This is a genomic window from Flavobacterium sp. P21 (assembly GCF_050632225.1).
GTDB lineage: Bacteria > Bacteroidota > Bacteroidia > Flavobacteriales > Flavobacteriaceae > Flavobacterium.
The window spans coordinates 5,292,666-5,313,617 of the sequence record NZ_CP192585.1 but is presented as its reverse complement, the minus strand read 5'-3'; the positions used below and the strand labels follow the sequence as shown (position 1 = coordinate 5,313,617).

Sequence of the window (20,952 nt, the reverse complement as noted above, 5' to 3'; positions counted from 1 at the left end):
TTTAGAAGCTGAAAACTAAATGCAGTAAAGTGCATAGTTTTGAACTATTTTTGAGACCAATAAATTTTATTAGCATAAAACTAATTCCTTTATGATATTAGCCTTCGATACGTATTATTACGACAATAAAGCCAAAACAGTCTGCTTAGAATTTACAGAATGGAATCAAGAAAAAGATTTTAAAGTTCACACCGAAATTATTGACAATGTCTCAGAATATATACCCGGCGAATTTTATAAAAGAGAATTGCCATGTATTCTTAGTTTGTTGAATAAGATTGATTTAAAAGAAGATGCAATTATAATTGTCGATGGTTTTGTATATTTAGACGACGATAAAAAATACGGTTTAGGCGGACATTTATATGAAAAGCTAAACAAGAAAATTCGAATTATTGGTGTTGCCAAAACGAATTTTGCCAGCATCGAAAAAGATAAAAAACCGTTGTTGAGAGGTGACAGCAAAAAGCCTTTGTATGTAACTTCTATCGGAATTGATTTGGAAGATGCTTTTCAGAAAATTGAAAGCATGGCCGGCGAATTTCGAATTCCGACTTTGTTAAAGGAAATGGATCGTTTGACGAAGGAAATATAAATTCAATTGAATTGAGAAAATGAATCTAACAATCCAATCCCTTTTGCCTGACGATTCTATTTCGCATTTTGTTCACAGCTTTTGGATGGTGGAAAACAAATCGGGAAAGGATATTCCTGGAACGATTCTCCCAAACGGAATGGTGGATATGACACTAATGAAAATGAATTCAGAAGAATGGGAAATGTCAATTCGCGGATTGGATACAGTTCCAAGTCAGGTGAATATTGCTAAAGATGCCAAAATATTTTCTGTTGGTTTTAAGCTTTTAGCAGTAGAATATTTATTCGGAGATTCTATAAAAGATGTTTTAAACGCAGGAAAAGAAATTCCGAATGACTTTTGGCAATTTGAAGAAACTGATACAGAAAGTTTAGAAAATTTTCAGAAAAAAGTAACGCAGAAAATCAATTTAATTTCTGTAAAACCAATAGACGACAGAAAGAAAAAACTGTTTGAATTGATTTATACTTCGCACGGAACCATTACGGTAAAAGAACTTTCAGAAAAAGTGTTTTGGAGCAGTCGTCAGATCAACCGTTATTTTAATCAGCAATTCGGAATTTCGCTTAAAGAATATTGCAAGATTTTGCGTTTCGGATCTTCGTTCAAAGATTTAAGCGAAGGCAAACTTTACCCTGAATTAAATTTCACAGATCAAAATCATTTTATTAAAGAAATAAAAAAATACTCCGGCGTTACGCCAAAAGAACTCAGTAAAAACACCGATGATCGTTTCATGGATATTTTGGCGATTAAAAAACTGCCTCCACAAAACGACTGATTTTTACTATTTCAGCAACTGCTTTCTTCGCAATTTTGTATCACATTAAACGATACAAAATATGTTACTTCAAAATAAAAAAATAGCCATTATTGGCGCTGGGCCAGTTGGTTTAACCATGGCAATATTACTACAACAAAAAGGAATCGATGTTAAAGTTTACGAAAGAGACAAAGATGCCCAAACCAGAATTTGGGGTGGAACGCTCGATTTACATAAAGGTTCGGGGCAAGACGCGATGCAAAAAGTAGGACTTTTAGAACGTTATTTTGAATTGGCAATTCCGATGGGAAGAACTATTGCAGATGAAAAAGGCAAGATTTTAAATTCTAGAAAAGTTACTGTCGAAGAAGCTCTGGACAATCCCGAAATCAACAGAAATGATCTTCGAACTTTATTGCTAGAAAGTTTAGAAGAAAACACGGTTGTTTGGAACAGTAAGGTCACTGAACTCGAAGTAAAAGACAAAACATGGATTTTGCATTTTGAAAATAAAGAAACCGCAATCGCAGATTTTATCATTGGAGCAAATGGCGGAATGTCGGCGATTAGAAAATATATTACGGATGCCGAAGTCGAAGAAACTGGAACCTATATGATTCAAGGTGAAGTTTCTCAAGCCGAAATAAATTGCAAAGATTTTTTGGATTTGTCTGACGGCAATATTTTAATGACGTCGCATAACGGAAATTTATTAGTGGCAAATCCGAAGAATAAAGACTCTTTGAGCTATAATGTCATTTTTAAAACACCTTCAAACTGGATTCCCGAAAACGAATTAAATTTTAAAAATCTTAAAGAAATTGTTTCTTTCCTTGAAAATCGTTTTTCAGATTGGAATGAAACCTACAAACAATTATTCAGTGCAACATCATTTTTTGTTGGATTGCCAACGCGCAAAATTTCATTAGAAAAAGAATGGAAAAAAATCGCATTTTGCCTATAACGCTTATTGGCGACGCAAGCACATTTAATGCCTCCTTTTGCTGGACAAGGAGCGAATATTGGTTTAGTTGATGCAATGATTTTAGTAGAAAATTTGACAAATGGAAAATTCGAAACTATTGAAACGGCAATTGCAGATTATGAAAAACAAATGTTTGTTTATGCCAAAGAAGCGCAAATTGAAACCCGCAAAAATGAATTGATGATGCGTGAAAAAGATTTTTCTTTTAGTCGATTTGCAGATTAGACCAGGTAGCATTTTTATAGTTATTTATTTATTAATTATTGCATTAGGTTAAAGTTTTGACTTTATTTGTATAACTAAATTTAAATTTAATCCTAAAACCACGACCAAATTATGGTCGCCAAAAAACCAGAAGAAATGAGCAATGAAGAATTGCTTAAAAATGAAAAACTAATAAAAACAATGCTTTACATGTTGATATTTTTCGCCTTGATCTTGTTTGCGGCGGGAATTTGGCTCACAATTGTAAAAGGAAAATTTAGTGCGTTAACGGTTGTTCCGTTATCATTAGGAATAATCGCATTGGCAAATGCAAACAATTTAAAAAATTTGCAGAAAGAGAAAAAAGCAGAGGATTGTAAAAATAATATTCTCTATAAAAGTAAAACTCCTTAAGAAATTAAGGAGTTTTTGTTTTTATAACTTTATTGGAAATCTCTAAGAATTAATTTCAGGTTTCAAGTTTCACGTTAAGTAACTTGAAACCTGAAACTTGAAACAAAAAAATATTTTTTTTAGTGAGAAACCGCTTTTAAACCCACAATAGAACCAACTAAAGTCGCTAAAAAGAATAATCTCCAGAAAGCGACAGGTTCTTTAAAAATAAAGATTCCAACCAATACAGTCCCGACTGCTCCAATTCCTGTCCAAACCGCGTAAGCAGTTCCAAGAGGCAGTGTTTCAGTCGCTTTCATTAATAAAAGCATACTTACAGTTAAAGATATGAAGAAACCAATGTACCAATAATACATTTCCGTTCCAGTTGTTGCTTTTGCTTTTCCAAGACATGATGCGAAGGCTACTTCAAATAGACCTGCAATGATTAAAATAATCCAGTTCATAGAGTTAAATTTTGAGGTGCAAAGTTCCTTCATGGAAATCAGAAATTATTTAACAAATGATAAAAAATGAAATTATTTTTATCGTTTCGTTCAACAAGCAAAATCTAATTTAATCTGCTAAAATCTTTTATAATCCGCGTGAAATACTTTTTGCGTTGAATTTTTTTCACGCAGATTTATACAGATTAAAGCGGATTTGCTCAGATTTAAATATAATCTAATGGGCGAAATTGAAAAAAATCTCTTAAAAAGGTTATTTTAATTCTGCTCGAATTCTGCTTAAACTCACTTGAGTAATTCCTAAGTAAGAAGCAATATGTCCTAATTGTACTCTTTGCAATAATTCGGGATGATCTTTCATTAATTCTAAATATCTTTCAGAGGCATTTTTGAATTGCTTCGAAATTAATCTTTCTTCGGTTTTGATCAATTCTTTTTCAGCGAATTTCCGACCCCAGTTTGCAATATGAACATCTTCATTAAAGAGTTTTCTAAGATTTTCAGTTTTGAGTTCGTATAATTCACAATCTTCCAGAAGTTCAATATTTTCATATCCGGGTTGATCTTCCACATAACTTTTCATTGAAATGACGGTTTCGCCTTCTTTTCCAAACCAAAATGTGACTTCATTATCTCTTTCTACAAAAGCTCTAACCAATCCTTTTTTTATAAAATAAATATTAGATTCTATTTTGTTTGCTTTTAATAAAATATGTCCTTTTGAAAAGGCAATTTCGGAGACATTATTTTGCAAAGCCAATTTTGACTGTTCAGGAAGTTCATAAATAAGATCAAAGATTTTGAAAATATCCATCAATGGAATTTTAGTATTTTAGAATAAAGGTAAAAAGTAAACGGGAAATGAGCGAAATTTTAATAAAAAAATCCCATTTCGATTTGAAATGGGATATAAAACAACCTCTGCGATGAGCTATTATAAACAGAAGCGATTTTTGACCAAAAATTAAACTAATTTATTTCTCCGCCTAAAGCTTTGTAAAGCAATATTTGCGAGTTTGCATTTCGAAGTTGGATATCGACAAAATCCAATTCTGCCTGCAATTTATTTTTTGTGCGTTAATGATTTCCAGATAATTGGCATAACCGCTCAAATACAAATCGTTTGAGACATTTACAGCAATTTCTAGATGATCAATTTCGTTTAGTTTGTATTTTAAAACATCTTCATAAGCTTCATTTCTATGCAGTAAAGCACTTAACTCGTTAAAAGCTGTTGTCACTGCATTTTGATATTGAAGAAAAGAGATTTCCTGTCTTCTATTAGAAACATAAAATTCCTGTTTGATCTGTCCTTTATTGAATACAGGAGCGGTTAATCCACCCAATAATTGCCAAGCGAAAGAACCAGCATCAAAAAAAGTATTGAATGAAAATGAATTGAAACCAGCATATCCGCTCAGATTTACTGTTGGGAAAAAGGCGGCTCGAGCTGATTTTGCATCGGCATTGCTGGCTAATAATTCGAAATACGCTTCAGATACATCGGGTCTTTTATGAATGATAGAATCTACGCTGATTTTTTGGTTTAGAACTTCTAAATGGCCGGCTAGAAAATCGTCGCTTCGGTCAATTTTCCCGCCATATTCACCCAAAAGAGTCAATAAAGCTTTTTCAGTCTGATCGATGCTTAATTTTAATTCTGAAGCTTCGGCATGAATGTTATTGTTTTGCGCATTAAATTGCTGTACAGCCAATTCTGTAGCTTTTCCAACTGATCTTTGTGCCGAAACAATATCTAACGCTTTTTCTTGCGTTTTTAAGTTGTTATCGTAAATCGCGACTTGTTTGTCTAGAGCAATCAATTTAAAATACAAATCGGCAACATCGCCCAAAAGACGTGTCTGTAATAAACGCATTCCTTGTTGAGAAGCAAAAAAACGTTGCTGAGCGGCTTTTTTACGATTGTTTAGTTTTCCCCAGATATCAGCTTCCCAAGAAACTTTTGCTCCTAGAAAAAGTTAGGAGAAACATTCTCGTTGATTTTTTGTTTGTCTGTAATATTCTGAGAGAAGTTGGTATCAAAGTTACCAACTCCTTCCATCGTATATTTCCCGAAATGTGTTCCAGATGCATCGGCAACAAAATCTAAAGAGGGAAGAAGCGCCAGTTTTGCCACTTTTAAATGTGAATTGGCAATCAAAATTCGTTCCTGCATAATTAAATAATCAGGATTTTTGGCAATAGCTTTCTTTAATAAAGCTTCTAGTTTTGGATCTTTAAAAAGGTTTCTGTTTTTAATGGGATAAAAGTTTCGTTGGAAGCTACTTTTCTTTTTGCATCAAAATTTTCTGGAAGCTTTGCCGCGTCTAGTTTTGTACTGACTTTTGGTACTGAACAAGTCGCCAAAAGTAAAATTCCGGTTATTACAACGGCACTTTTGATTGTCCTTAGAAAATGCATATCAGCATTTTTATATTGATTTAATATTTCTTTCATTGTTTAATTTAATTTGTTCTATCTGCTAAGCATTTTTCAATCGTATTCGTTAGCTTAGATTAATCTGTCTAAATCTGCTTTAATCTATATTAATCTGCATGAAAAAATCTATGCGCAAAAAATATTTCACGCAGATTTTAAAAGATTGTTGCAGATCAAATTAGATTTATTTAATCTATTTTGCTCAACGAATTAATTGTTTGACTTACTCATTCGTTTTTCCAATTTCGCAAACAGTATGTAAAGTCCAGGAATAATCAAAAGACCAAACACGGTTCCGATTAACATTCCACCCGCGGCGGCAGTACCGATCGAACGGTTACCAATTGCACCCGCACCAGAAGCGATACAAAGCGGAATCAATCCTGAAATAAAAGCGAAAGAGGTCATCAAAATAGGACGGAAACGAAGTCTTGCTCCTTCAATTGTCGCTTCGACAATGTCTCGCCCGAGTTTGTTTTGTGCCATGGCGAATTCTACAATCAGAATGGCGTTTTTGGCGAGCAGACCAATCAGCATGACGAGTGCCACTTGAGCATAAATATTATTGTCTAGTCCAACCATTACAAGGGCAAGGTAAGAACCAAAAACTCCAACCGGAAGACTTAATAATACAGGGAACGGAAGCAATAAACTTTCGTATTGAGCGACCAATAATAAGTATACAAAAAGTATGCAAAGTGCAAAAATGTATGTTGTTTGGTTACCAGATAAAATCTCTTCACGCGTCATACCAGACCATTCTACTTCAAAACGGCTTGGCAGTTTTTCTGCGGCTATTCTTTCAACAGTAGCAATGGCATCTCCAGAACTGTAACCTTCAGCTGGTTCACCATTAATCATAGCCGACATGTACATATTATAACGCGTTAGAACCTCTGGACCGTAAACTCTTTCTAATTTGATGAAAGTAGAGAACGGAACCATTTCGCCTGCATCATTCTTCAAATACATATCCAAAATGCTTTCTGGATTTTGACGGAATTGCGGACTTGCTTGAACCATCACTTTATACATTTGAGAAAAACGGATAAAGTTGGTGGCATAAAAGGAACCCAACATAGTCTGTAAAGTCGACATGGCATTGTCTACCGAAATTCCTTTTTTAGCTACCAAATCATAATCAATATGAATTAAATATTGCGGGAAAGTGGCATCAAAACTCGAGAAAGAATTCTGAATTTCTGGTGAAGCGTTTAATTCTTTGATAAACTCTTTGGTTATTTTATCGGTATTTGTGATGCTTCCTCCAGATTTATCCAATAAACGAAGCTCGAAACCACTGGTGTTACCAAAACCAGGAACGGTTGGCGGCGCAAAAATCTCGATTTGAGCATCGGTAATGTTTTTGGTTTTTTCTGTAAGTTCCGCCATAAATTCGGTAACCGAAATATCACGTTCGCTCCAGTCTTTTAAGTTGATCATTCCCATTCCGTAAGAAGCTCCAGCGATTTCGGTTACAATACTGTATCCGGCAAGAGTTGTTACGTTGTCAACACCTTTAATTCCTTGGGCAATTTTGGTTACTTCGTCCAAAGCTTTTTCTGTACGTTCTACCGTTGCTCCTTGTGGCGTTGTAACACTTACGTAAACCATTCCCTGATCTTCAGTAGGGATAAATCCTGAAGCTAAGAATTTTGTTGTTCCCCAAGTTAGAACACAGAAAAGCACTAATAAACCAACGGTTACAGTGTTGCGATCAGCAAATTTTACTAATATTTTGATGTATTTTGAAGTAATATTATCAAACCAATGATTGAATCTATGGAAGAAACGGTCTAAAAGCGATTTTTTCTCTTTGTTAGGATCGTGCGCTTTTAGCATAATAGCACAAAGAGCAGGAGTAAGGGTAAGTGCGTTAATACCAGAAATTACAATACTAATCGCCATTGTTAAAGAGAACTGCCTGTAGAAAACCCCAACAGGACCGCTCAAGAATGCAACAGGAATAAATACGGCGACCATTACAATGGTAATCGCTATAACGGCACCTGTAATTTCTTTCATGGCGCTAATGGTAGCTTCCATTGGCGACATGTGTTCTTCGGATATTTTTACGTGGACGGCTTCGACAACGACAATCGCGTTATCGACCACAATTCCGATGGAAAGTACTAAAGCGAAAAGCGTCAATAAGTTGATTGAGAATCCCATCATTGACATAAAGGTAAATGAACCAATAAGTGCCACAGGAACTGCTAAAACTGGAATTAAAGTCGATCTCCAATCTTGAAGGAAAATGAAAACCACAAATGCCACTAAAATAAAGGCTTCAACCAAAGTTCTTAAAACCTCATGAATAGAAGCGTCAAGGAAGCGTGAAACGTCATAAGCAATATTAAATTCCATTCCAGGAGGAAAAGAAGACATTTTCAGTTCTGCCATTTTTTCTTTTACACTTGCAATTACCTCAGAAGCATTCGAACCTGGACGTTGTTTCAACATGATTGACGCAGAAGGTTTTCCGTCGGTTTTAGAAACCATTCCGTAACTCATCGCACCAAATTCGATTTTTGAAATGTCTTTCAATCTTAAAATCGTTCCGTCTGGATTGGCTCTCAACGGAATTTCTTCGTATTGTTTTGGTTCAAAGAATTTTCCGCCGTACTTAATTACGTATTGCGACTGATTGTTCATTTGTCCAGAACCTTCACCGACTTTACCCGGTGCGGCCGAAATGTTTTGTTTTTGAAGTGAAGCAATAACTTCATTTGCCGAAATATTATACGAAAGCATCTTTTCTGGATCCAGCCAAACGCGCATCGAATATTCTTTCTGCCCCATGATTTCGGCACGTCCGACACCATCAATACGTTTTAATTCCTGAAGAATATTAATATCGGTAAAGTTGAAGATAAACTGCTCATCTTGAGTTTTGTCGGTACTTGTAATGTTCAAGTACATCAACATACTGTTTACCTCTTTTTCGGTCGTAACTCCGGCACGAATTACCTCTTCTGGAAGTTCGTCCAGTATTGTGGTTACACGGTTCTGCACGTTTACTGCGGCTAGATCGGGGTCGGTTCCTACTTCAAAGAAAACCTGAATTAAAGTCAAACCATCATTAGAAGTTACGGTTGACATATACGTCATTCCAGGAACTCCATTTATGGCTCTTTCTAAAGGTAGGGCGACGGCATTGGCAGAAACCTCTGCGTTTGCTCCTGTATATTTTGCTGTAACGGTTACAGACGGTGGTACAATATCTGGAAATTGGGTAATAGGAAGCTGAAACAACGCCAGCAATCCTAGAAGGACTATCATAACCGAGATGATTAATGACAATATTTTCCTCCTGATAAATAACTCTATCATTTTAAATGTTTTAGATAAATAATTAAATAACTGTTTTACAGATCGATAATCTACATTTGTTTCATGTTGATTTTATCGCCGTCTCTCAATGATTGTGTGCCTTCTTGTACAATTAGGTCGTCGCTTTTTAGACCTTCGTTCAAGATGTAAACATCATCCAGAGTCGTTTCAATTGTAACATTCGTCATTTTAACTACTCCATCTTTGTTCACGCGGAAAACGTATTGTTTGTCCTGAATAGAAAAAACAGCTTTCTGTGGAATTAAAATTGCATTGGTTTTTGGCTCTGAAATAATCAGTTTTCCAGAAGTTCCGTGTTTGATAAACCCTTGCGGATTGTGAAATTTTGCTTTGTATTGAATAGAGCCCGTTTCTCTGTTGATTTCCCCATCGGCAGTTCTTAATTCTCCTTTTTGATCGTAAACCATTCCGTTTGGCAATACCAATTTGATGTCGCCTTGCGTGTTTAAGGTTTTGTCTTCCATCATTTGAAAATAAGTGTCTTCAGGAATTGAGAAATACGCATACACATCGTCTAATTGAGAAATAGTGGTCAGTAACGAACCATTTTCAATAAGACTTCCTTCTTTAAACGGAATTCTATCTACTGTTCCATCAAAAGGCGCGAGAATTGTCGTAAAACTAATTTGTTGATTGATCGCTGTTTTTTCAGCAACTGCGTGTGCTACTTTCGCGGAAGCGGCTTCATATTTTGCTTTAGATAATTCTAATTCTTTGTCTGCAATTACTTTTTTATTGAAAAGGGTTTGAGCTTGTTCTAATTCTACAGTTGCGATCCTTAAATCGGCTTTCGTGCTTTTGAAAACGGCTTCGGCTTTTAAAAGCTGAATCTGAAGTTCAACATCGCTTATTTTGAAAAGGATTTGCCCTTTTTTTACTTTTTGTCCTTCGCTAACATAAACTTTGTCTAGTAAACCCGGAATTCGAACGTGGATTTCTACATTGTTTTTAGCATGCACATCTGCAACAAATTTGCTCGAAACTATGGTATCTTTTAGAGTTACCTTATAAACAGGAACCGTTTTTATGTTATTTGAATCTTTTTTTGATTTATCGCCGCATGAGACTAAAACGAATAAAGTCAAGATGAATAAAAGAAATGGATTTTTATAATTATTAATCATTAGGTTTTAATTTTTGAATAAATAGATCTTCTCCCTTTTAGCTTGAATACAGGGAGTATGAATTTGGAATTGAAAAATAGAAATGTGTTCGGATGCTTTTCTTTTTTCGAAAAGTTCCGATTTAGAAAATGTTTTTACAGCGGTAGCTATTCATGTACCATAAAGGCATGAAAAATTATCCCAGAAATACATCTGAAACTGAAAAAACAACGAAATTTGGTAGTTTAGAAAAGTTGGTACAAATGCAAATAAGTATGCCTTTGAACCTGGTATATTGAAGCGATACCATATATTAAGCTTTTTTATAAAGCTTGAAATTTATTAAGTTGCTAAAATACGGAGCCTTGATTGTGCTTTGTTGCGAAATAGTAGCTCTGGATTTTATTTTCTTCTTGATGATATAATGAACTTCTAGATTTTTTGAAGAAGAAAAATCAGAAGAGGAAAGTGAGTCGTCTGCGGCAACACTATCCAATGTAATACAATTAGAAAAAGGAATGGATTGCTGAACCGTTTCGGCGCCTCTGAAAAAAGAGAGCGACGATAGCAAAACGATATATATGAACTTTACAGGTTTCATTTACAGCACAGCAGATTTATAAAGTTTTATTCCTTAAATCGAGGATTTATAATTGTTCAAAGTGCGCCAAATATACTAATTTGAAAAATAAGGTTTCTTAAATTTTTTTAAAACCGACGAGATTTAAATATTTAATAATATTTTCTAGAAGGCCATATAAAAAATAAAGCTCCATTATTTCTGATGGAGCTTTTTAATTGGATGCAGTGGTTACATTCCGGGCCAATATAAAAAATTAAATTTATGTCCGTCAGGATCGGTAAATCCAAAAGTATAACCTTGCTGAAAATTTTCGGGTTCTGAAAATATTTTTGCTCCAGCTTTTTTTACGATTTCATACCATTTATCTACATTTTCTCGGCTTTCTGCAGATAAAGAAAAGATGATCTCATTTTCATTTTTAGCATCAGCAACTTTTCCTCGCATGGCATTGTCAAATCTTTTTGGAATAAAAAAGTTGATCACAAAGTTGTTGTCTCCATAAGTAAAACTTACCAATTCTTCTGTTTCTTTTCCGTTTTGCTTGAATCCAAGCTCCGAATAAAATTGTATTGTTCTTTGCAAATCATGCGAAACCAAGTTTGCCCATATCATTTTAGTTTTCATAAACTTTAGTTTTTAGAATAGTTAATAAACTAAGTTAAACAAATTAATGGTTTAATACTTTTAATGAAATTGTAAAGTTTTGCCTTAATTTTGTACGATTGCTGAAAGAGGCAAAAAATACTGAAATAAAGGAAAAGTGAAAAACGAAGCAACAAACTGGAAAATTTGTGAGGTATGCGAAGGACGTGGCAAAAAAAGCCAGCGACTTAGTAAAAAAGTACGACTCCAATTCCAATTCGAATTAGAACAATTTGAAAAATCTAATGGAGAAGGAAATGTTCCCGTTCGACCAAAAGCCCACAAAATCATATGTTCTAATTGTGGCGGAACCGGAATAATTTCGTCTGCTTTTTTTCCTGTGGCTGATGTTGAAAAATATCCTCATGTTGCCATTATCGGTGGCGGAATTGGAGGTGTGGCTTTGGCTGTAGCTTGTCTTCATCGTGGTATTCCTTTTACGATTTATGAGCGCGACCAAAATTTCGAAGCACGTTCGCAAGGATACGGACTTACTTTGCAACAAGCCAGCAAAGCGATTGCAGGTTTAGGAATTTTAGATTTAAAAGATGGCGTTGTTTCAACTAGACATTTGGTCCATACGACCGATGGAAAAGTAATTGGAGAGTGGGGAGTAAGAAAATGGATTCCAGCTGAAGCCAAAACATTTAAAAAACGTTCCAATATCCATATCGCCCGTCAATCTTTGCGTTTGGAATTGCTTCATCAGCTTGGAGAAAATGAAAATATAAAATGGGGACATCAATTAATAGATTTTCAACAAAACGATGATCAAAGTTTTACGCTGAATTTTTCGGTAAACGATGAAATAAAAAGTGAAAAAGCTACTCTTGTAGTAGGAGCAGATGGTATTCGAAGTTCAGTTCGAAAATTATCGATTGACGAAGATATTGCTCCTTTGCGTTATTTGGATTGTATAGTGATTTTAGGCATTTGTCCTTTGAGTGCGCTTGAAGGAGTTGAAAGTTCATTATTGGATTCGGCGACAGTATTTCAAACCGCAAATGGAAACGAGCGAATTTACATTATGCCTTATAAATCAGATTCTGTAATGTGGCAATTAAGTTTCCCGATGCCAGAAAATGAAGCTAAAGATTTAAGTTCAAAAGGTACTGAGGCATTAAAAGAAGAAGCAATTAAGAGAACAAAATGGCACGAGCCAATTCCTCAAATTTTAAAGGCGACGCAAGAAGCTCAAATTTCTGGTTATCCCGTTTACGACCGCGAATTGCTCAACGCCGAAGTATTAAAAAAGGAGGGAATGTAACGTTAATTGGCGACGCAAGACATCCAATGAGTCCGTTTAAAGGGCAAGGAGCAAATCAGGCTTTGCTAGATGCGCTGTCGCTTGCTCGAGCGATTACAAAAGGTTGCAAATCATTATCGCATTGGAAAAAAGTAGGACTTCGAGAAAGTGTCTTGAATGAATTTGAAGCCGAAATGCTAAAACGCAGCGCCGTAAAAGTAAAAGATTCGATTGCTAGCTGCAGAATTCCTTCATTCTGATATTGTACTTCGTGAAGGTGACAAGCCGAGAGGAAGTTGCTTAAAGTAATATTTGGTTTACACTTGTAATCTATTTCTTTAATTGTTAGTTTTGAGTAAACTAAGACAAAACAATTAAAATGAAACATTCCAAATATTTGCTTTTTGTTTTCATGGCGCTAATAAGTTTGACTATAAAGGCGCAAAATGTAACTCAACTAACTTGGACAGGAACACTCAACAATAAAATACCAATTTCTTTATCGTACTCGATTTCTAAAGGAATAATTACTGGAGAAATCATATATCTTGATACAAAAAACAAAACTCCAATTAAAGTGATTGGATCCGTGAAAGATGATAAAAGCTATAGAATTCTAGAATTTGAAAAAAGCGGGAATATTTCAGGAATCATCACCGGAAAACCAACAGAAACTGAATTTGTTGGAGATTGGTTTTCACCAAAGTCTAGAAAATCATTAAGCCTGAAATTAGCAAATCCGATTAAGAAGCAAAAAATGCTTTCTCAAAATGCTTTCATAACGACTGCTGATTACCATTATGGCTATAGCGAAAAAGGATCGCAAGGCGATTTTCAGATTGAAAAGCTTAAAAATGGTAAATTCCGATTCAGTATTTTCTCAGTAACAAGCGATCCAGCTCGAAATATTGCCAATATTGATGAAACTGAAGTCAATATTGCCGGAAACAGTTTTGTTTACAGTCTTCCCGAAGAAAAAAACAATCAATTTAAAGTGATTTTCTATCCTGAATTTGTAGTTGTAAAATATACAAAAGGAGATTTTGAAGGACAATTTGGGCACAATGCAACTATTGAAGGGATTTATTTGAAGATGGTTAAATAAGCAAAACAGTTTAAATTTTAAAAAAAATCATTTTTGAAAATATGAAAAGAAAATTGTCAATAGTCTTGTTCGTCATTTTGTTTCCTATTTGTAATTCCATTGGGCAAAATAAAACAGAAACGAATTCTCAAAACGTTTCGAGAAAAATAGATTCACAATTAACACTTGAAATAGGAGGCATTAAACAAGTCATAGAAATCAAAACAGATGATTCGAATAAACCGATACTTCTTTTTTTAGCAGGTGGTCCGGGAGGGTCAATGATGAATAATGCACGCTCTTTTACTTCTATTCTGAAAAATAATTTCACAATTGTTCAATGGGATCAGCGTGATGCGGGGAAAACTTTAAAATTAAATCAGTCACCGGTTCAACCTACAGTGGAACTAATGGGAGCGGATACTTATGAAGTTGTCTGTTTTTTGATAAAAGAATTAAATCAAGAAAAAATATACTTGTTGGGAAGTTCCTGGGGGAATGTTTTGGGTTTTTATATGGTTAAAAATCATCCCGAACTCCTGCATGCTTACTTTGCTGTAAATCCTGTTATCAGTCAATTAGCAAGTGAGCAAGAATTGTTGCAGATTTTAAAAACTACTTTGAAAGACAATCCAGATGCTAGTCAAGAGTTGGCGAAAATAAATATTCCTTTTACAAATGATAAAGATTTGTTTTACCTACGAAAGTGGCTTTTTTATAAAGAAGGGCAAAAAATGGCATTAAGTAACAATTTTAAAACTATTTTTTCGCAATGGTCAAAAACCTGGTGGCCGGTTTGGCAAGAAGTTATGAATATTGATTTGCCAAAGACTTTAAAGAAAGTAGATTGTCCCGTTTACTTTTTTGTTGGTAAAAATGATATTCAGACATCAACAAAAATAACAGAAGCCTATTTTAAGGAATTAGAAGCACCAAAAAAGGATTTGTTTTTGTTTGAAAATTCAGGACATCAAATTCATCAAGATGAACCTGAAAAGTTTCAAAAGACAATAATTAAAATATTGGAGAGTAAATTTTAGGAAATAATCAAGAATTGAAATGAGCTACAAAAACATAAAAAGGGTTTTGTCTACATTCGGAATATTGATTTTCTTTCTTCCTTTTTTTCAGATGTGTTCACATGATTCTCTTAAGTCGCCATCTGAAATTTTTAGAACGCATTCTGATTCTCAAGATCCATTGAAGAAAAATGAAGCTTTTGAAAAAGCTGAAAACAGTGCGTCTTTAACGGGTTATGATTTAGCGTTAGATTTTGAAATTTCGGTGTTGTCGATTTTTACGATAATTATGTTTCTAAATTTCATTATTTGGGTTTTTACCTTACGAAATTTCGAAATATCGATGCTTGCATTTTTAAATACATTCCTCTCTTTTATTGCTTTTGTTCTATTATGCATCGCTATTCCATTTGGACAATTCAGATATGGAATGTTTTTATTTCAATTGAATTCGTTGGCTCTTTTTTATTTCGTTTGCAGAGAGACAAGAAAAAACTAAGCAGATAGGATTAGCAAAAAATGGAATCATAAAAAAAACTCCAAAATCAAATGACTTTGGAGTTTTTTAAATTTTGTGGGGAGAGCAGGATTCGAACCTGCGAAGTTCACACAGCAGATTTACAGTCTGCCCTCGTTGGCCGCTTGAGTATCTCCCCAAATTAAAAGATTGGATTTAAAATCCATCAACGCTTAGTAAGGCGTAAAAAAAACTCCCTAATTTCTTAAGGAGTTTTTTGTGGGCGATGAGGGGTTCGAACCCCCGACCCCCTCGGTGTAAACGAGGTGCTCTGAACCAGCTGAGCTAATCGCCCTATTTTACTAGGTTGCTATCATTTTGTGATTGCGAGTGCAAATATACGCTAGTTTTTGAGTTCTGCAAAGAAAACACACTAAAAATTTAAACTTTTTTTAATGTGTTTTCTATCTTGTTGAGGCAGAAAATGTTATAAGCGTAAATTTTTTAGGTATTTTTTACTTTGAAAGCGTCGGAACGTTTCTGTAGATGTAATCACTGTGTTTTCCAGTGAAAGATTTTTCCAATTCATCAAAAAAAGCATCGGCATCTTTTTCATTTGGCCAAGTTGATTTAATGAGTTCGTCTATTTTTTCACTTGATTTCTCCATATCGGCTAAGGAATCATAGAAAAAGGCTTCCATAAAATCAGTGCTTGCTGGAACCCCAAGAATGTCGGAACGGATAATATGCTTTTATATACGGATCCTTAAAAGTGATTTTGTCATTAAATTCTTTAAGATTCTGTCCTTTTCCTTTTCCACTCATTTCTGATTTTCGAATGTAAATAATCATTGGTTTTTTAGTAACATCTTTATAGGCTTTTTCACCAATAGAAGTGATGCTCTGATAAATTTCATCAGAATGTTTTTGGGTATAAAAAGCATCGTATTTTTCAAAAAATGCTTTTCTAGCTTTTTCATCTGGCCAAGCTTTTTTGGCAAGTTCGTCGCTAATGGCATTTGCTTTTTCGATGTCTTCCCAATTTTTGTAAACACTTACTAAAACAACTTCAGTATTGTCATCCGTATAATAATGAGTCAGAAGCTCTGAACCGATAATAAGATCATTTTTGCTGGTAACTTTGTCAAAATATTCCTGTTCAGTGGCCTTCCAGTCTTTAGCTTTTCCATCCAAACTCCGATGCAGGGTCGTCATGGTGATAAAGACTGGTTTTTCTTTTTCGGGGGCTTTGTCTTGTGCGTACGTGGCTACGCACCATAAGGTCATCCATAGGACGAGCCCTAAAAGTGTACTTCTTGTTTTCATGATTAAATTTGTTTGGTTAAAAAAAAGTAAACAAATTTAACTCATTAATAAACAGGTAGTTGTAAAAGTGGTGTTTTATCGATAAACGTTAAATTTTTATGTTTAACGGCAACTCTGCGACTACAAAAGTACTGCCACCAACATATATAAAGTCGCTTTTTGCGACCTTTTTCTTCGGCTGCCGAAAAAGCATTTTCGACAGAATCGTATTTTTCACCTATCAAATCATACTTTTTAGCTGTATCTTGCAGAATTTCAGTGTTTAATCCCCTCGGAGAATCGGGTCTGCAGAAATAATATTTAGCTTTTTTAGGGAACAGTGGCAAAATTGAATCCAGATCTTTGTCGTTTACAACACCCAAAACAATATGCAAATTTTCATAAGTTTCCTTTTGAAGCTGATTCATAACAATAGCAAGACCGTGTTTGTTATGTGCAGTGTCACAAATAATTTTCGGATTTTCGCCAAGTTGTTGCCATCTGCCTTGAAGCCCTGTATTTTTTACAACTTTCAATAATCCTGATTTCAGACTTTCTTCATAAACTTTAAAATCGGTGGTTTCATTTAAAATCTGAATCGTCTGCTGTACCGTTTTTTTATTATGAAATTGATAATCGCCAATTAAATCAGAAGGGAAAACTTCTGAAATCAAATCAGAAGCAAAATAAATCGGAGCTTTATTTTCTTCGGCTTTCGCCAAAAATACAGGTTGCGTTTCATTTGTATATTCGCCGATAACAACTGGAATATTTGGTTTTATGATTCCGGCTTTTTCTCCAGCAATTGCTTCAAGTGTATTTCCTAAAAATTGTGTGTGATCTAAACCAATATTGGTAATAACAGAAACCAAAGGTTTAATAATATTTGTAGCGTCTAATCTTCCACCCAAACCAACTTCGATAATAGCAATATCCACTTTTTCGGAAGCAAAATAATCAAAAGCCAATCCAACAGACATTTCGAAGAAGCTCATAGCATTAGCCTCAAAAAAGCTTTTATGTTTTTCAATAAATTCAATTACAAAATCTTCCGAAATTTCTTGGCCGTTTATTTTGATTCTTTCTCTAAAATCTTTTAAATGTGGAGAAGTGTACAATCCAACTTTATATCCAGCTTCTTGTAAAACGGATGCAAGCATATGTGAAGTTGAGCCTTTTCCGTTTGTCCCAGCAACATGAATGCATTTTAACTTGGTTTCTGGATTATCAAGATGCGCTACCAATAATTTAATATTAGTCAAATCTTCTTTGTATGCCGAAGCGCCCTGCGTCTGGTACATTGGAAGCTGATTAAACATCCAATTTGTAGTCTCTTGATAGTTCATTTATTCAGATAAAATAGTGGTTGATTGAAATAAATTTCGATTTTTGTAGTTTAATATTACAGCGAAAATTATCTTTAGTGCAAATTTCAAATAATTTTTAGAATTAATCATAAAAACAAGAATTAAAATATGTTTAGCTTCATTCAATTACAAACAGATACCATCGCAAACGCAAGCATCTAACGTAGTTATCGAAAAAATCGCTCCAGAACAAGAAATTTCAATGTTTGGGTTCATCATGAAAGGAGGAGTTTTTCTTATTCCAATCGCTATTTTATTGTTTTATACTATTTATGTCATTTTTGAACGTTACATGTATATCAGCAGAGCGTCAAAAATTGACAGCCGATTGATGCAAGATGTTGGCGATAAATTGAATGCTGGTAATATTGAATTGGCAAGAACAATTGTAGAAAGAAGCAACACTGCGGCAGGAAATATATTAAAAGAAGGCGTTTTAGTAATTGGAAGGCCAATTGCAGAAATTGAATCAAACATGGACCGCGTCGCTGATATTGAAATTGGCGAAATGGAAAAACATTTAGGTCATCTTGGACTTATTGCGGGTATTGCTCCAACGCTTGGTTTCATCGGAACAATTTCTGGAGTTATTAAGATTTTCTACAGTATTTCGGTGACAGAAAATATCAGTATCGGAAACATTTCTGGAGGTTTGTACGAGAAAATGATCAGTTCAGGTTCTGGATTAATTGTGGGTATTATTGCATATTCAGCTTACCACTTATTAAACGGAAAAATTGATAATTTCGCCTTGAAAATTCAAAAACAAATATTAGAATTTGTCAATATAATTCAAAGAGCATAAGCTATGTCGATCAAGAGAAAAAGAAGATTTCATGCTGAGGTGGCGACTTCGTCATTAAGTGATATTATGTTTTTCCTGTTGTTGTTTTTCCTAATTATTTCAACGCTGGCAAATCCTAATGTGATTAAAATGACGTTGCCGAAAGCTAAAGCAAATGAAAAAACGAATAAGCAATTAATAAGTTTATCGGTTACTGAAGATAAAAAATTCTACATTGACAAAGAACCAGTTGATTTTGAAAATCTAGAAACGAGTTTAATGTCTAAAATAGGAACAGACAAAGAACAAACAGTTGTAGTCCGAATTCCGTTTAATTTACAAGTACAGGATTTAGTTGATGTTTTGCAGATAGGAGTGAAGAACAATTTGAAGTTTGTAATTGCTACTAGTCCGAAGTAAAATGATCATTAGGGCGTGACCACAATAAAAAAATGGGCTAATCAACAAAGTGTTGATAGGCCCATTTTTTTATTGCGGTCGGGCTATCCGCTCCGCCGTGGCGGATTGCTTCTATCCCTCACGCGGAAACAAGGCGATTTTAGTATTCGAGAAATAAAGTAACTTCAACACAATCTTGTCATTCCGAGGAACGAGGAATCTCCGCAAGTAGCTCTACAAAGATTGGTGATTCTCTTTACGTAATTACTGGTGTTTTTAGAGTTGACAGGTTTTGTTCGAAATAAACTTTACGCAACAGTTTTGTCATTCTGAGGAACGAGGAATCACACCAGAAACTCGACAAAGATTGGCGACTCCCTTTGCAGAATTACTTGTGTGATTCCTCGTTCCTCAGAATGACAAACAAAACGAAAAAAGGCTTTCAGAATTTCTGAAAGCCTTTTTTATGAGAATATATTTTCGTGTAAATCCGTGAAATTCGTGTTTTTTAATTCAAACTAAAATTATAAATAATCTTCCCAACTTGTTTTGCAGGAGCGTCACTGTCAGATTCCCATTTGGTGTTCATTGCGGCAATTTTTGCCTGGTCTAGTAAACATGGAGCTGTATTAGTTGTCCCTTTTATTCCGGCAGTTGCGCTTATTGTTTTTCCGTTTTGATCAACAGTAACTTCAACCACAACTTTTCCTTCCTCATTGCAAGTATATTTTGGAGCAGGTTTAGATAAAGCTTTTCGGTTTCCTAAAGAATATCCTGATCCTCCGCCAGAACCACCGCCACTTCCGGCTCCATAACCACTTCCTGTGCCAATTCCATGCCCGGTTCCGTTGCCGCCTCCGGTTCCTCCGCCAGAGCCACCGCTTCCATAATAGCCATTTGAATTCAAACTTCCGTTTGATTTTCCTTTATTTCCAGCCACTTTATCATCTCCATCGCCACCTTTATTTGAGCCTTTTAAAATGCTTGATAGAGCGTCGTTTGTAGAGTTGGAAACTTTCGGTTTCTCAGGTACTGGTTTTTGTATTGGTTTTTCAACTGGTACAGGTTTTTTAGGTTTTTCCTTTGTTGGAATAACTACGTCATTATCTGCAGTTGTGTTTTCCTGCGAAATTATAGCTTCCTCTTCAGGAGTTGCTTTTGCAGGCGCTTGTTTCACATTGTTTTTTACTTCTAAAACTTCACTTTTATAATTTGCTCCGGAACCTAAATCACTATCGCCAAAGTTTACCGTTACTCCGCCACCGCCGCCACCGCCATCAGCAAGGGCAACATTGTTTTCTGGATTGTATGGGGGCCAAAAACGTATAAAAAACAGAAGTAAAATCAATATTCCGAATATTATACTAGTCATTATAAAAGATTTCTTTTTGTCGGAAAGAGAAGATTTTAATATAAAGCCAAAAAGCAATCCAAAAAAAGAAATGTAAGACGACTAATATTTCTTGACGTAACGCTCATTATTCTGTAATTTATTATTTCAATTTTAAACGTTTAAAAGTAGTAAAAATTGTTTAAAATCAAAGAGAGGATTTTACCGCAAAGAGCGCTAAGATTAACGCAAAGTTCGCAAAGTTTTTTTCACGCAGATTTTACAGATTTAAGCAGATTTTTATTTTTAAAATGAATCTGCACTAATCTGCTTAAATCTATTTTAAATCTGCGTGAAAATAAAACCACAAAGTTCAAATCCAAATAATCTTTTAATCTGTGGCAAAAAAAACGAGCTAAATAATTTAGCC

Annotated in this window: 21 protein-coding genes, 2 tRNA genes and 3 pseudogenes; 11 read left to right on the top strand and 15 right to left on the bottom strand. The window is 34.7% G+C overall.

All coding sequences use genetic code 11. The annotated features are described in order from the left end of the window. Positions 1-91 precede the first annotated feature (91 nt). From ACQ9BO_RS26890 to ACQ9BO_RS26875, 4 genes and pseudogenes are all read left to right on the top strand, one after another. Positions 92-595, top strand: coding sequence for an endonuclease V (locus ACQ9BO_RS26890; protein WP_431243158.1), 504 nt, complete (start codon positions 92-94; stop codon positions 593-595). A gap of 19 nt (positions 596-614) precedes the next feature. After that, positions 615-1,379 (top strand): helix-turn-helix domain-containing protein, encoded by a 765-nt coding sequence (locus ACQ9BO_RS26885; RefSeq protein WP_431243157.1) that lies wholly within the window; start codon positions 615-617, stop codon positions 1,377-1,379. A gap of 61 nt (positions 1,380-1,440) precedes the next feature. Continuing rightward, positions 1,441-2,571: pseudogene (locus ACQ9BO_RS26880) on the top strand (FAD-dependent oxidoreductase). Between the two features lie 111 nt (positions 2,572-2,682). Further along, complete coding sequence (locus ACQ9BO_RS26875; RefSeq protein WP_431243156.1) at positions 2,683-2,964, top strand: hypothetical protein; 282 nt, start codon at positions 2,683-2,685, stop codon at positions 2,962-2,964. Between the two features lie 119 nt (positions 2,965-3,083). Here ACQ9BO_RS26875 and ACQ9BO_RS26870 read toward each other — a convergent pair whose 3' ends face one another. The 9 genes from ACQ9BO_RS26870 to ACQ9BO_RS26830 all read right to left on the bottom strand — a co-directional run bounded on the left by ACQ9BO_RS26870 (position 3,084) and on the right by ACQ9BO_RS26830 (position 11,513). Continuing rightward, the gene (locus ACQ9BO_RS26870; protein WP_431243155.1) at positions 3,084-3,410 is read right to left on the bottom strand and encodes a DMT family transporter; all 327 of its coding nucleotides are present in this window, start codon (positions 3,408-3,410) and stop codon (positions 3,084-3,086) included. A gap of 253 nt (positions 3,411-3,663) precedes the next feature. Continuing rightward, a complete protein-coding gene (locus tag ACQ9BO_RS26865; protein ID WP_431243154.1) occupies positions 3,664-4,224 on the bottom strand; it encodes a Crp/Fnr family transcriptional regulator in 561 nt (186 codons plus the stop codon). 172 nt (positions 4,225-4,396) lie between these two features. Beyond that, positions 4,397-5,353, bottom strand: a complete 957-nt coding sequence (locus tag ACQ9BO_RS26860; RefSeq protein WP_431245225.1) for a TolC family protein — start codon at positions 5,351-5,353, stop codon at positions 4,397-4,399. Positions 5,354-5,379: 26 nt separating this feature from the next. Next, a complete protein-coding gene (locus ACQ9BO_RS26855; protein ID WP_431243153.1) occupies positions 5,380-5,586 on the bottom strand; it encodes a hypothetical protein in 207 nt (68 codons plus the stop codon). A gap of 47 nt (positions 5,587-5,633) precedes the next feature. Next, on the bottom strand, positions 5,634-5,867 hold the full coding sequence (locus ACQ9BO_RS26850; protein WP_431243152.1) for a hypothetical protein: 234 nt from the start codon (positions 5,865-5,867) through the stop codon (positions 5,634-5,636). A 192-nt stretch (positions 5,868-6,059) separates the two neighbouring features. Next, on the bottom strand, positions 6,060-9,182 hold the full coding sequence (locus tag ACQ9BO_RS26845) for an efflux RND transporter permease subunit (RefSeq protein ID WP_431243151.1): 3,123 nt from the start codon (positions 9,180-9,182) through the stop codon (positions 6,060-6,062). A gap of 50 nt (positions 9,183-9,232) precedes the next feature. Beyond that, positions 9,233-10,327, bottom strand: coding sequence for an efflux RND transporter periplasmic adaptor subunit (locus tag ACQ9BO_RS26840; protein WP_431243150.1), 1,095 nt, complete (start codon positions 10,325-10,327; stop codon positions 9,233-9,235). A 292-nt stretch (positions 10,328-10,619) separates the two neighbouring features. After that, the gene (locus ACQ9BO_RS26835; RefSeq protein WP_431243149.1) at positions 10,620-10,907 is read right to left on the bottom strand and encodes a hypothetical protein; all 288 of its coding nucleotides are present in this window, start codon (positions 10,905-10,907) and stop codon (positions 10,620-10,622) included. Between the two features lie 210 nt (positions 10,908-11,117). Next, positions 11,118-11,513, bottom strand: coding sequence for a VOC family protein (locus tag ACQ9BO_RS26830; RefSeq protein WP_431243148.1), 396 nt, complete (start codon positions 11,511-11,513; stop codon positions 11,118-11,120). A gap of 136 nt (positions 11,514-11,649) precedes the next feature. Here ACQ9BO_RS26830 and ACQ9BO_RS26825 point away from each other — a divergent pair, with 136 nt between their 5' ends. From ACQ9BO_RS26825 to ACQ9BO_RS26805, 5 genes are all read left to right on the top strand, one after another. Beyond that, positions 11,650-12,798, top strand: a complete 1,149-nt coding sequence (locus ACQ9BO_RS26825) for an FAD-dependent monooxygenase (RefSeq protein WP_431243147.1) — start codon at positions 11,650-11,652, stop codon at positions 12,796-12,798. Continuing rightward, positions 12,681-13,037, top strand: a complete 357-nt coding sequence (locus ACQ9BO_RS26820; protein WP_431243146.1) for an FAD-dependent oxidoreductase — start codon at positions 12,681-12,683, stop codon at positions 13,035-13,037. Before ACQ9BO_RS26825 ends, ACQ9BO_RS26820 begins: the two co-directional genes overlap by 118 nt. A 119-nt stretch (positions 13,038-13,156) precedes the next feature. Continuing rightward, entirely contained in the window at positions 13,157-13,882 is a 726-nt protein-coding gene (locus tag ACQ9BO_RS26815; RefSeq protein WP_431243145.1) for a hypothetical protein, read from the top strand. A 41-nt stretch (positions 13,883-13,923) separates the two neighbouring features. Further along, entirely contained in the window at positions 13,924-14,901 is a 978-nt protein-coding gene (locus ACQ9BO_RS26810; RefSeq protein WP_431243144.1) for an alpha/beta fold hydrolase, read from the top strand. A gap of 19 nt (positions 14,902-14,920) precedes the next feature. Further along, positions 14,921-15,379, top strand: coding sequence for a hypothetical protein (locus tag ACQ9BO_RS26805; protein ID WP_431243143.1), 459 nt, complete (start codon positions 14,921-14,923; stop codon positions 15,377-15,379). A gap of 76 nt (positions 15,380-15,455) precedes the next feature. On the opposite strand, the gene ACQ9BO_RS26800 is transcribed toward ACQ9BO_RS26805, so the two are convergent. The 5 genes and pseudogenes from ACQ9BO_RS26800 to ACQ9BO_RS26780 form a co-directional block, all read right to left on the bottom strand. Beyond that, positions 15,456-15,536, bottom strand: a tRNA-Tyr gene (locus ACQ9BO_RS26800). Between the two features lie 81 nt (positions 15,537-15,617). Continuing rightward, positions 15,618-15,692 (bottom strand) — tRNA-Val (locus ACQ9BO_RS26795). A 160-nt stretch (positions 15,693-15,852) separates the two neighbouring features. After that, positions 15,853-16,038, bottom strand: a complete 186-nt coding sequence (locus ACQ9BO_RS26790) for a hypothetical protein (RefSeq protein WP_431243142.1) — start codon at positions 16,036-16,038, stop codon at positions 15,853-15,855. Between the two features lie 4 nt (positions 16,039-16,042). Continuing rightward, on the bottom strand, positions 16,043-16,663 hold the full coding sequence (locus ACQ9BO_RS26785) for a hypothetical protein (RefSeq protein WP_431243141.1): 621 nt from the start codon (positions 16,661-16,663) through the stop codon (positions 16,043-16,045). Positions 16,664-16,751: 88 nt separating this feature from the next. Further along, positions 16,752-17,988: pseudogene (locus ACQ9BO_RS26780) on the bottom strand (bifunctional folylpolyglutamate synthase/dihydrofolate synthase). 129 nt (positions 17,989-18,117) lie between these two features. On the opposite strand from ACQ9BO_RS26780, the pseudogene ACQ9BO_RS26775 reads away from it, so the two are divergent. Both ACQ9BO_RS26775 and ACQ9BO_RS26770 read left to right on the top strand, forming a co-directional pair. Then, positions 18,118-18,814, top strand: a pseudogene (locus tag ACQ9BO_RS26775) (MotA/TolQ/ExbB proton channel family protein). Positions 18,815-18,817: 3 nt separating this feature from the next. Continuing rightward, positions 18,818-19,213, top strand: a complete 396-nt coding sequence (locus ACQ9BO_RS26770) for an ExbD/TolR family protein (RefSeq protein WP_026728937.1) — start codon at positions 18,818-18,820, stop codon at positions 19,211-19,213. A 487-nt stretch (positions 19,214-19,700) separates the two neighbouring features. On the opposite strand, the gene ACQ9BO_RS26765 is transcribed toward ACQ9BO_RS26770, so the two are convergent. After that, a complete protein-coding gene (locus tag ACQ9BO_RS26765) occupies positions 19,701-20,564 on the bottom strand; it encodes an energy transducer TonB (RefSeq protein ID WP_431243140.1) in 864 nt (287 codons plus the stop codon). Positions 20,565-20,952 lie beyond the last annotated feature (388 nt).

What these genes read in the sequence shown, in the direction of transcription:
- ACQ9BO_RS26890 (WP_431243158.1), top strand. Translation starts at nt 92, where the DNA reads ATGATATTAGCCTTCGATACGTATTATTACGACAATAAAGCCAAAACA.
- ACQ9BO_RS26885 (WP_431243157.1), top strand. Translation starts at nt 615, where the DNA reads ATGAATCTAACAATCCAATCCCTTTTGCCTGACGATTCTATTTCGCAT.
- ACQ9BO_RS26875 (WP_431243156.1), top strand. Translation starts at nt 2,683, where the DNA reads ATGGTCGCCAAAAAACCAGAAGAAATGAGCAATGAAGAATTGCTTAAA.
- ACQ9BO_RS26870 (WP_431243155.1), bottom strand. Translation starts at nt 3,410, where the DNA reads ATGAACTGGATTATTTTAATCATTGCAGGTCTATTTGAAGTAGCCTTC.
- ACQ9BO_RS26865 (WP_431243154.1), bottom strand. Translation starts at nt 4,224, where the DNA reads ATGGATATTTTCAAAATCTTTGATCTTATTTATGAACTTCCTGAACAG.
- ACQ9BO_RS26855 (WP_431243153.1), bottom strand. Translation starts at nt 5,586, where the DNA reads ATGCAGGAACGAATTTTGATTGCCAATTCACATTTAAAAGTGGCAAAA.
- ACQ9BO_RS26850 (WP_431243152.1), bottom strand. Translation starts at nt 5,867, where the DNA reads ATGAAAGAAATATTAAATCAATATAAAAATGCTGATATGCATTTTCTA.
- ACQ9BO_RS26845 (WP_431243151.1), bottom strand. Translation starts at nt 9,182, where the DNA reads ATGATAGAGTTATTTATCAGGAGGAAAATATTGTCATTAATCATCTCG.
- ACQ9BO_RS26840 (WP_431243150.1), bottom strand. Translation starts at nt 10,327, where the DNA reads ATGATTAATAATTATAAAAATCCATTTCTTTTATTCATCTTGACTTTA.
- ACQ9BO_RS26835 (WP_431243149.1), bottom strand. Translation starts at nt 10,907, where the DNA reads ATGAAACCTGTAAAGTTCATATATATCGTTTTGCTATCGTCGCTCTCT.
- ACQ9BO_RS26830 (WP_431243148.1), bottom strand. Translation starts at nt 11,513, where the DNA reads ATGAAAACTAAAATGATATGGGCAAACTTGGTTTCGCATGATTTGCAA.
- ACQ9BO_RS26820 (WP_431243146.1), top strand. Translation starts at nt 12,681, where the DNA reads ATGGCACGAGCCAATTCCTCAAATTTTAAAGGCGACGCAAGAAGCTCA.
- ACQ9BO_RS26815 (WP_431243145.1), top strand. Translation starts at nt 13,157, where the DNA reads ATGAAACATTCCAAATATTTGCTTTTTGTTTTCATGGCGCTAATAAGT.
- ACQ9BO_RS26810 (WP_431243144.1), top strand. Translation starts at nt 13,924, where the DNA reads ATGAAAAGAAAATTGTCAATAGTCTTGTTCGTCATTTTGTTTCCTATT.
- ACQ9BO_RS26805 (WP_431243143.1), top strand. Translation starts at nt 14,921, where the DNA reads ATGAGCTACAAAAACATAAAAAGGGTTTTGTCTACATTCGGAATATTG.
- ACQ9BO_RS26790 (WP_431243142.1), bottom strand. Translation starts at nt 16,038, where the DNA reads ATGGAAGCCTTTTTCTATGATTCCTTAGCCGATATGGAGAAATCAAGT.
- ACQ9BO_RS26785 (WP_431243141.1), bottom strand. Translation starts at nt 16,663, where the DNA reads ATGAAAACAAGAAGTACACTTTTAGGGCTCGTCCTATGGATGACCTTA.
- ACQ9BO_RS26770 (WP_026728937.1), top strand. Translation starts at nt 18,818, where the DNA reads ATGTCGATCAAGAGAAAAAGAAGATTTCATGCTGAGGTGGCGACTTCG.
- ACQ9BO_RS26765 (WP_431243140.1), bottom strand. Translation starts at nt 20,564, where the DNA reads ATGACTAGTATAATATTCGGAATATTGATTTTACTTCTGTTTTTTATA.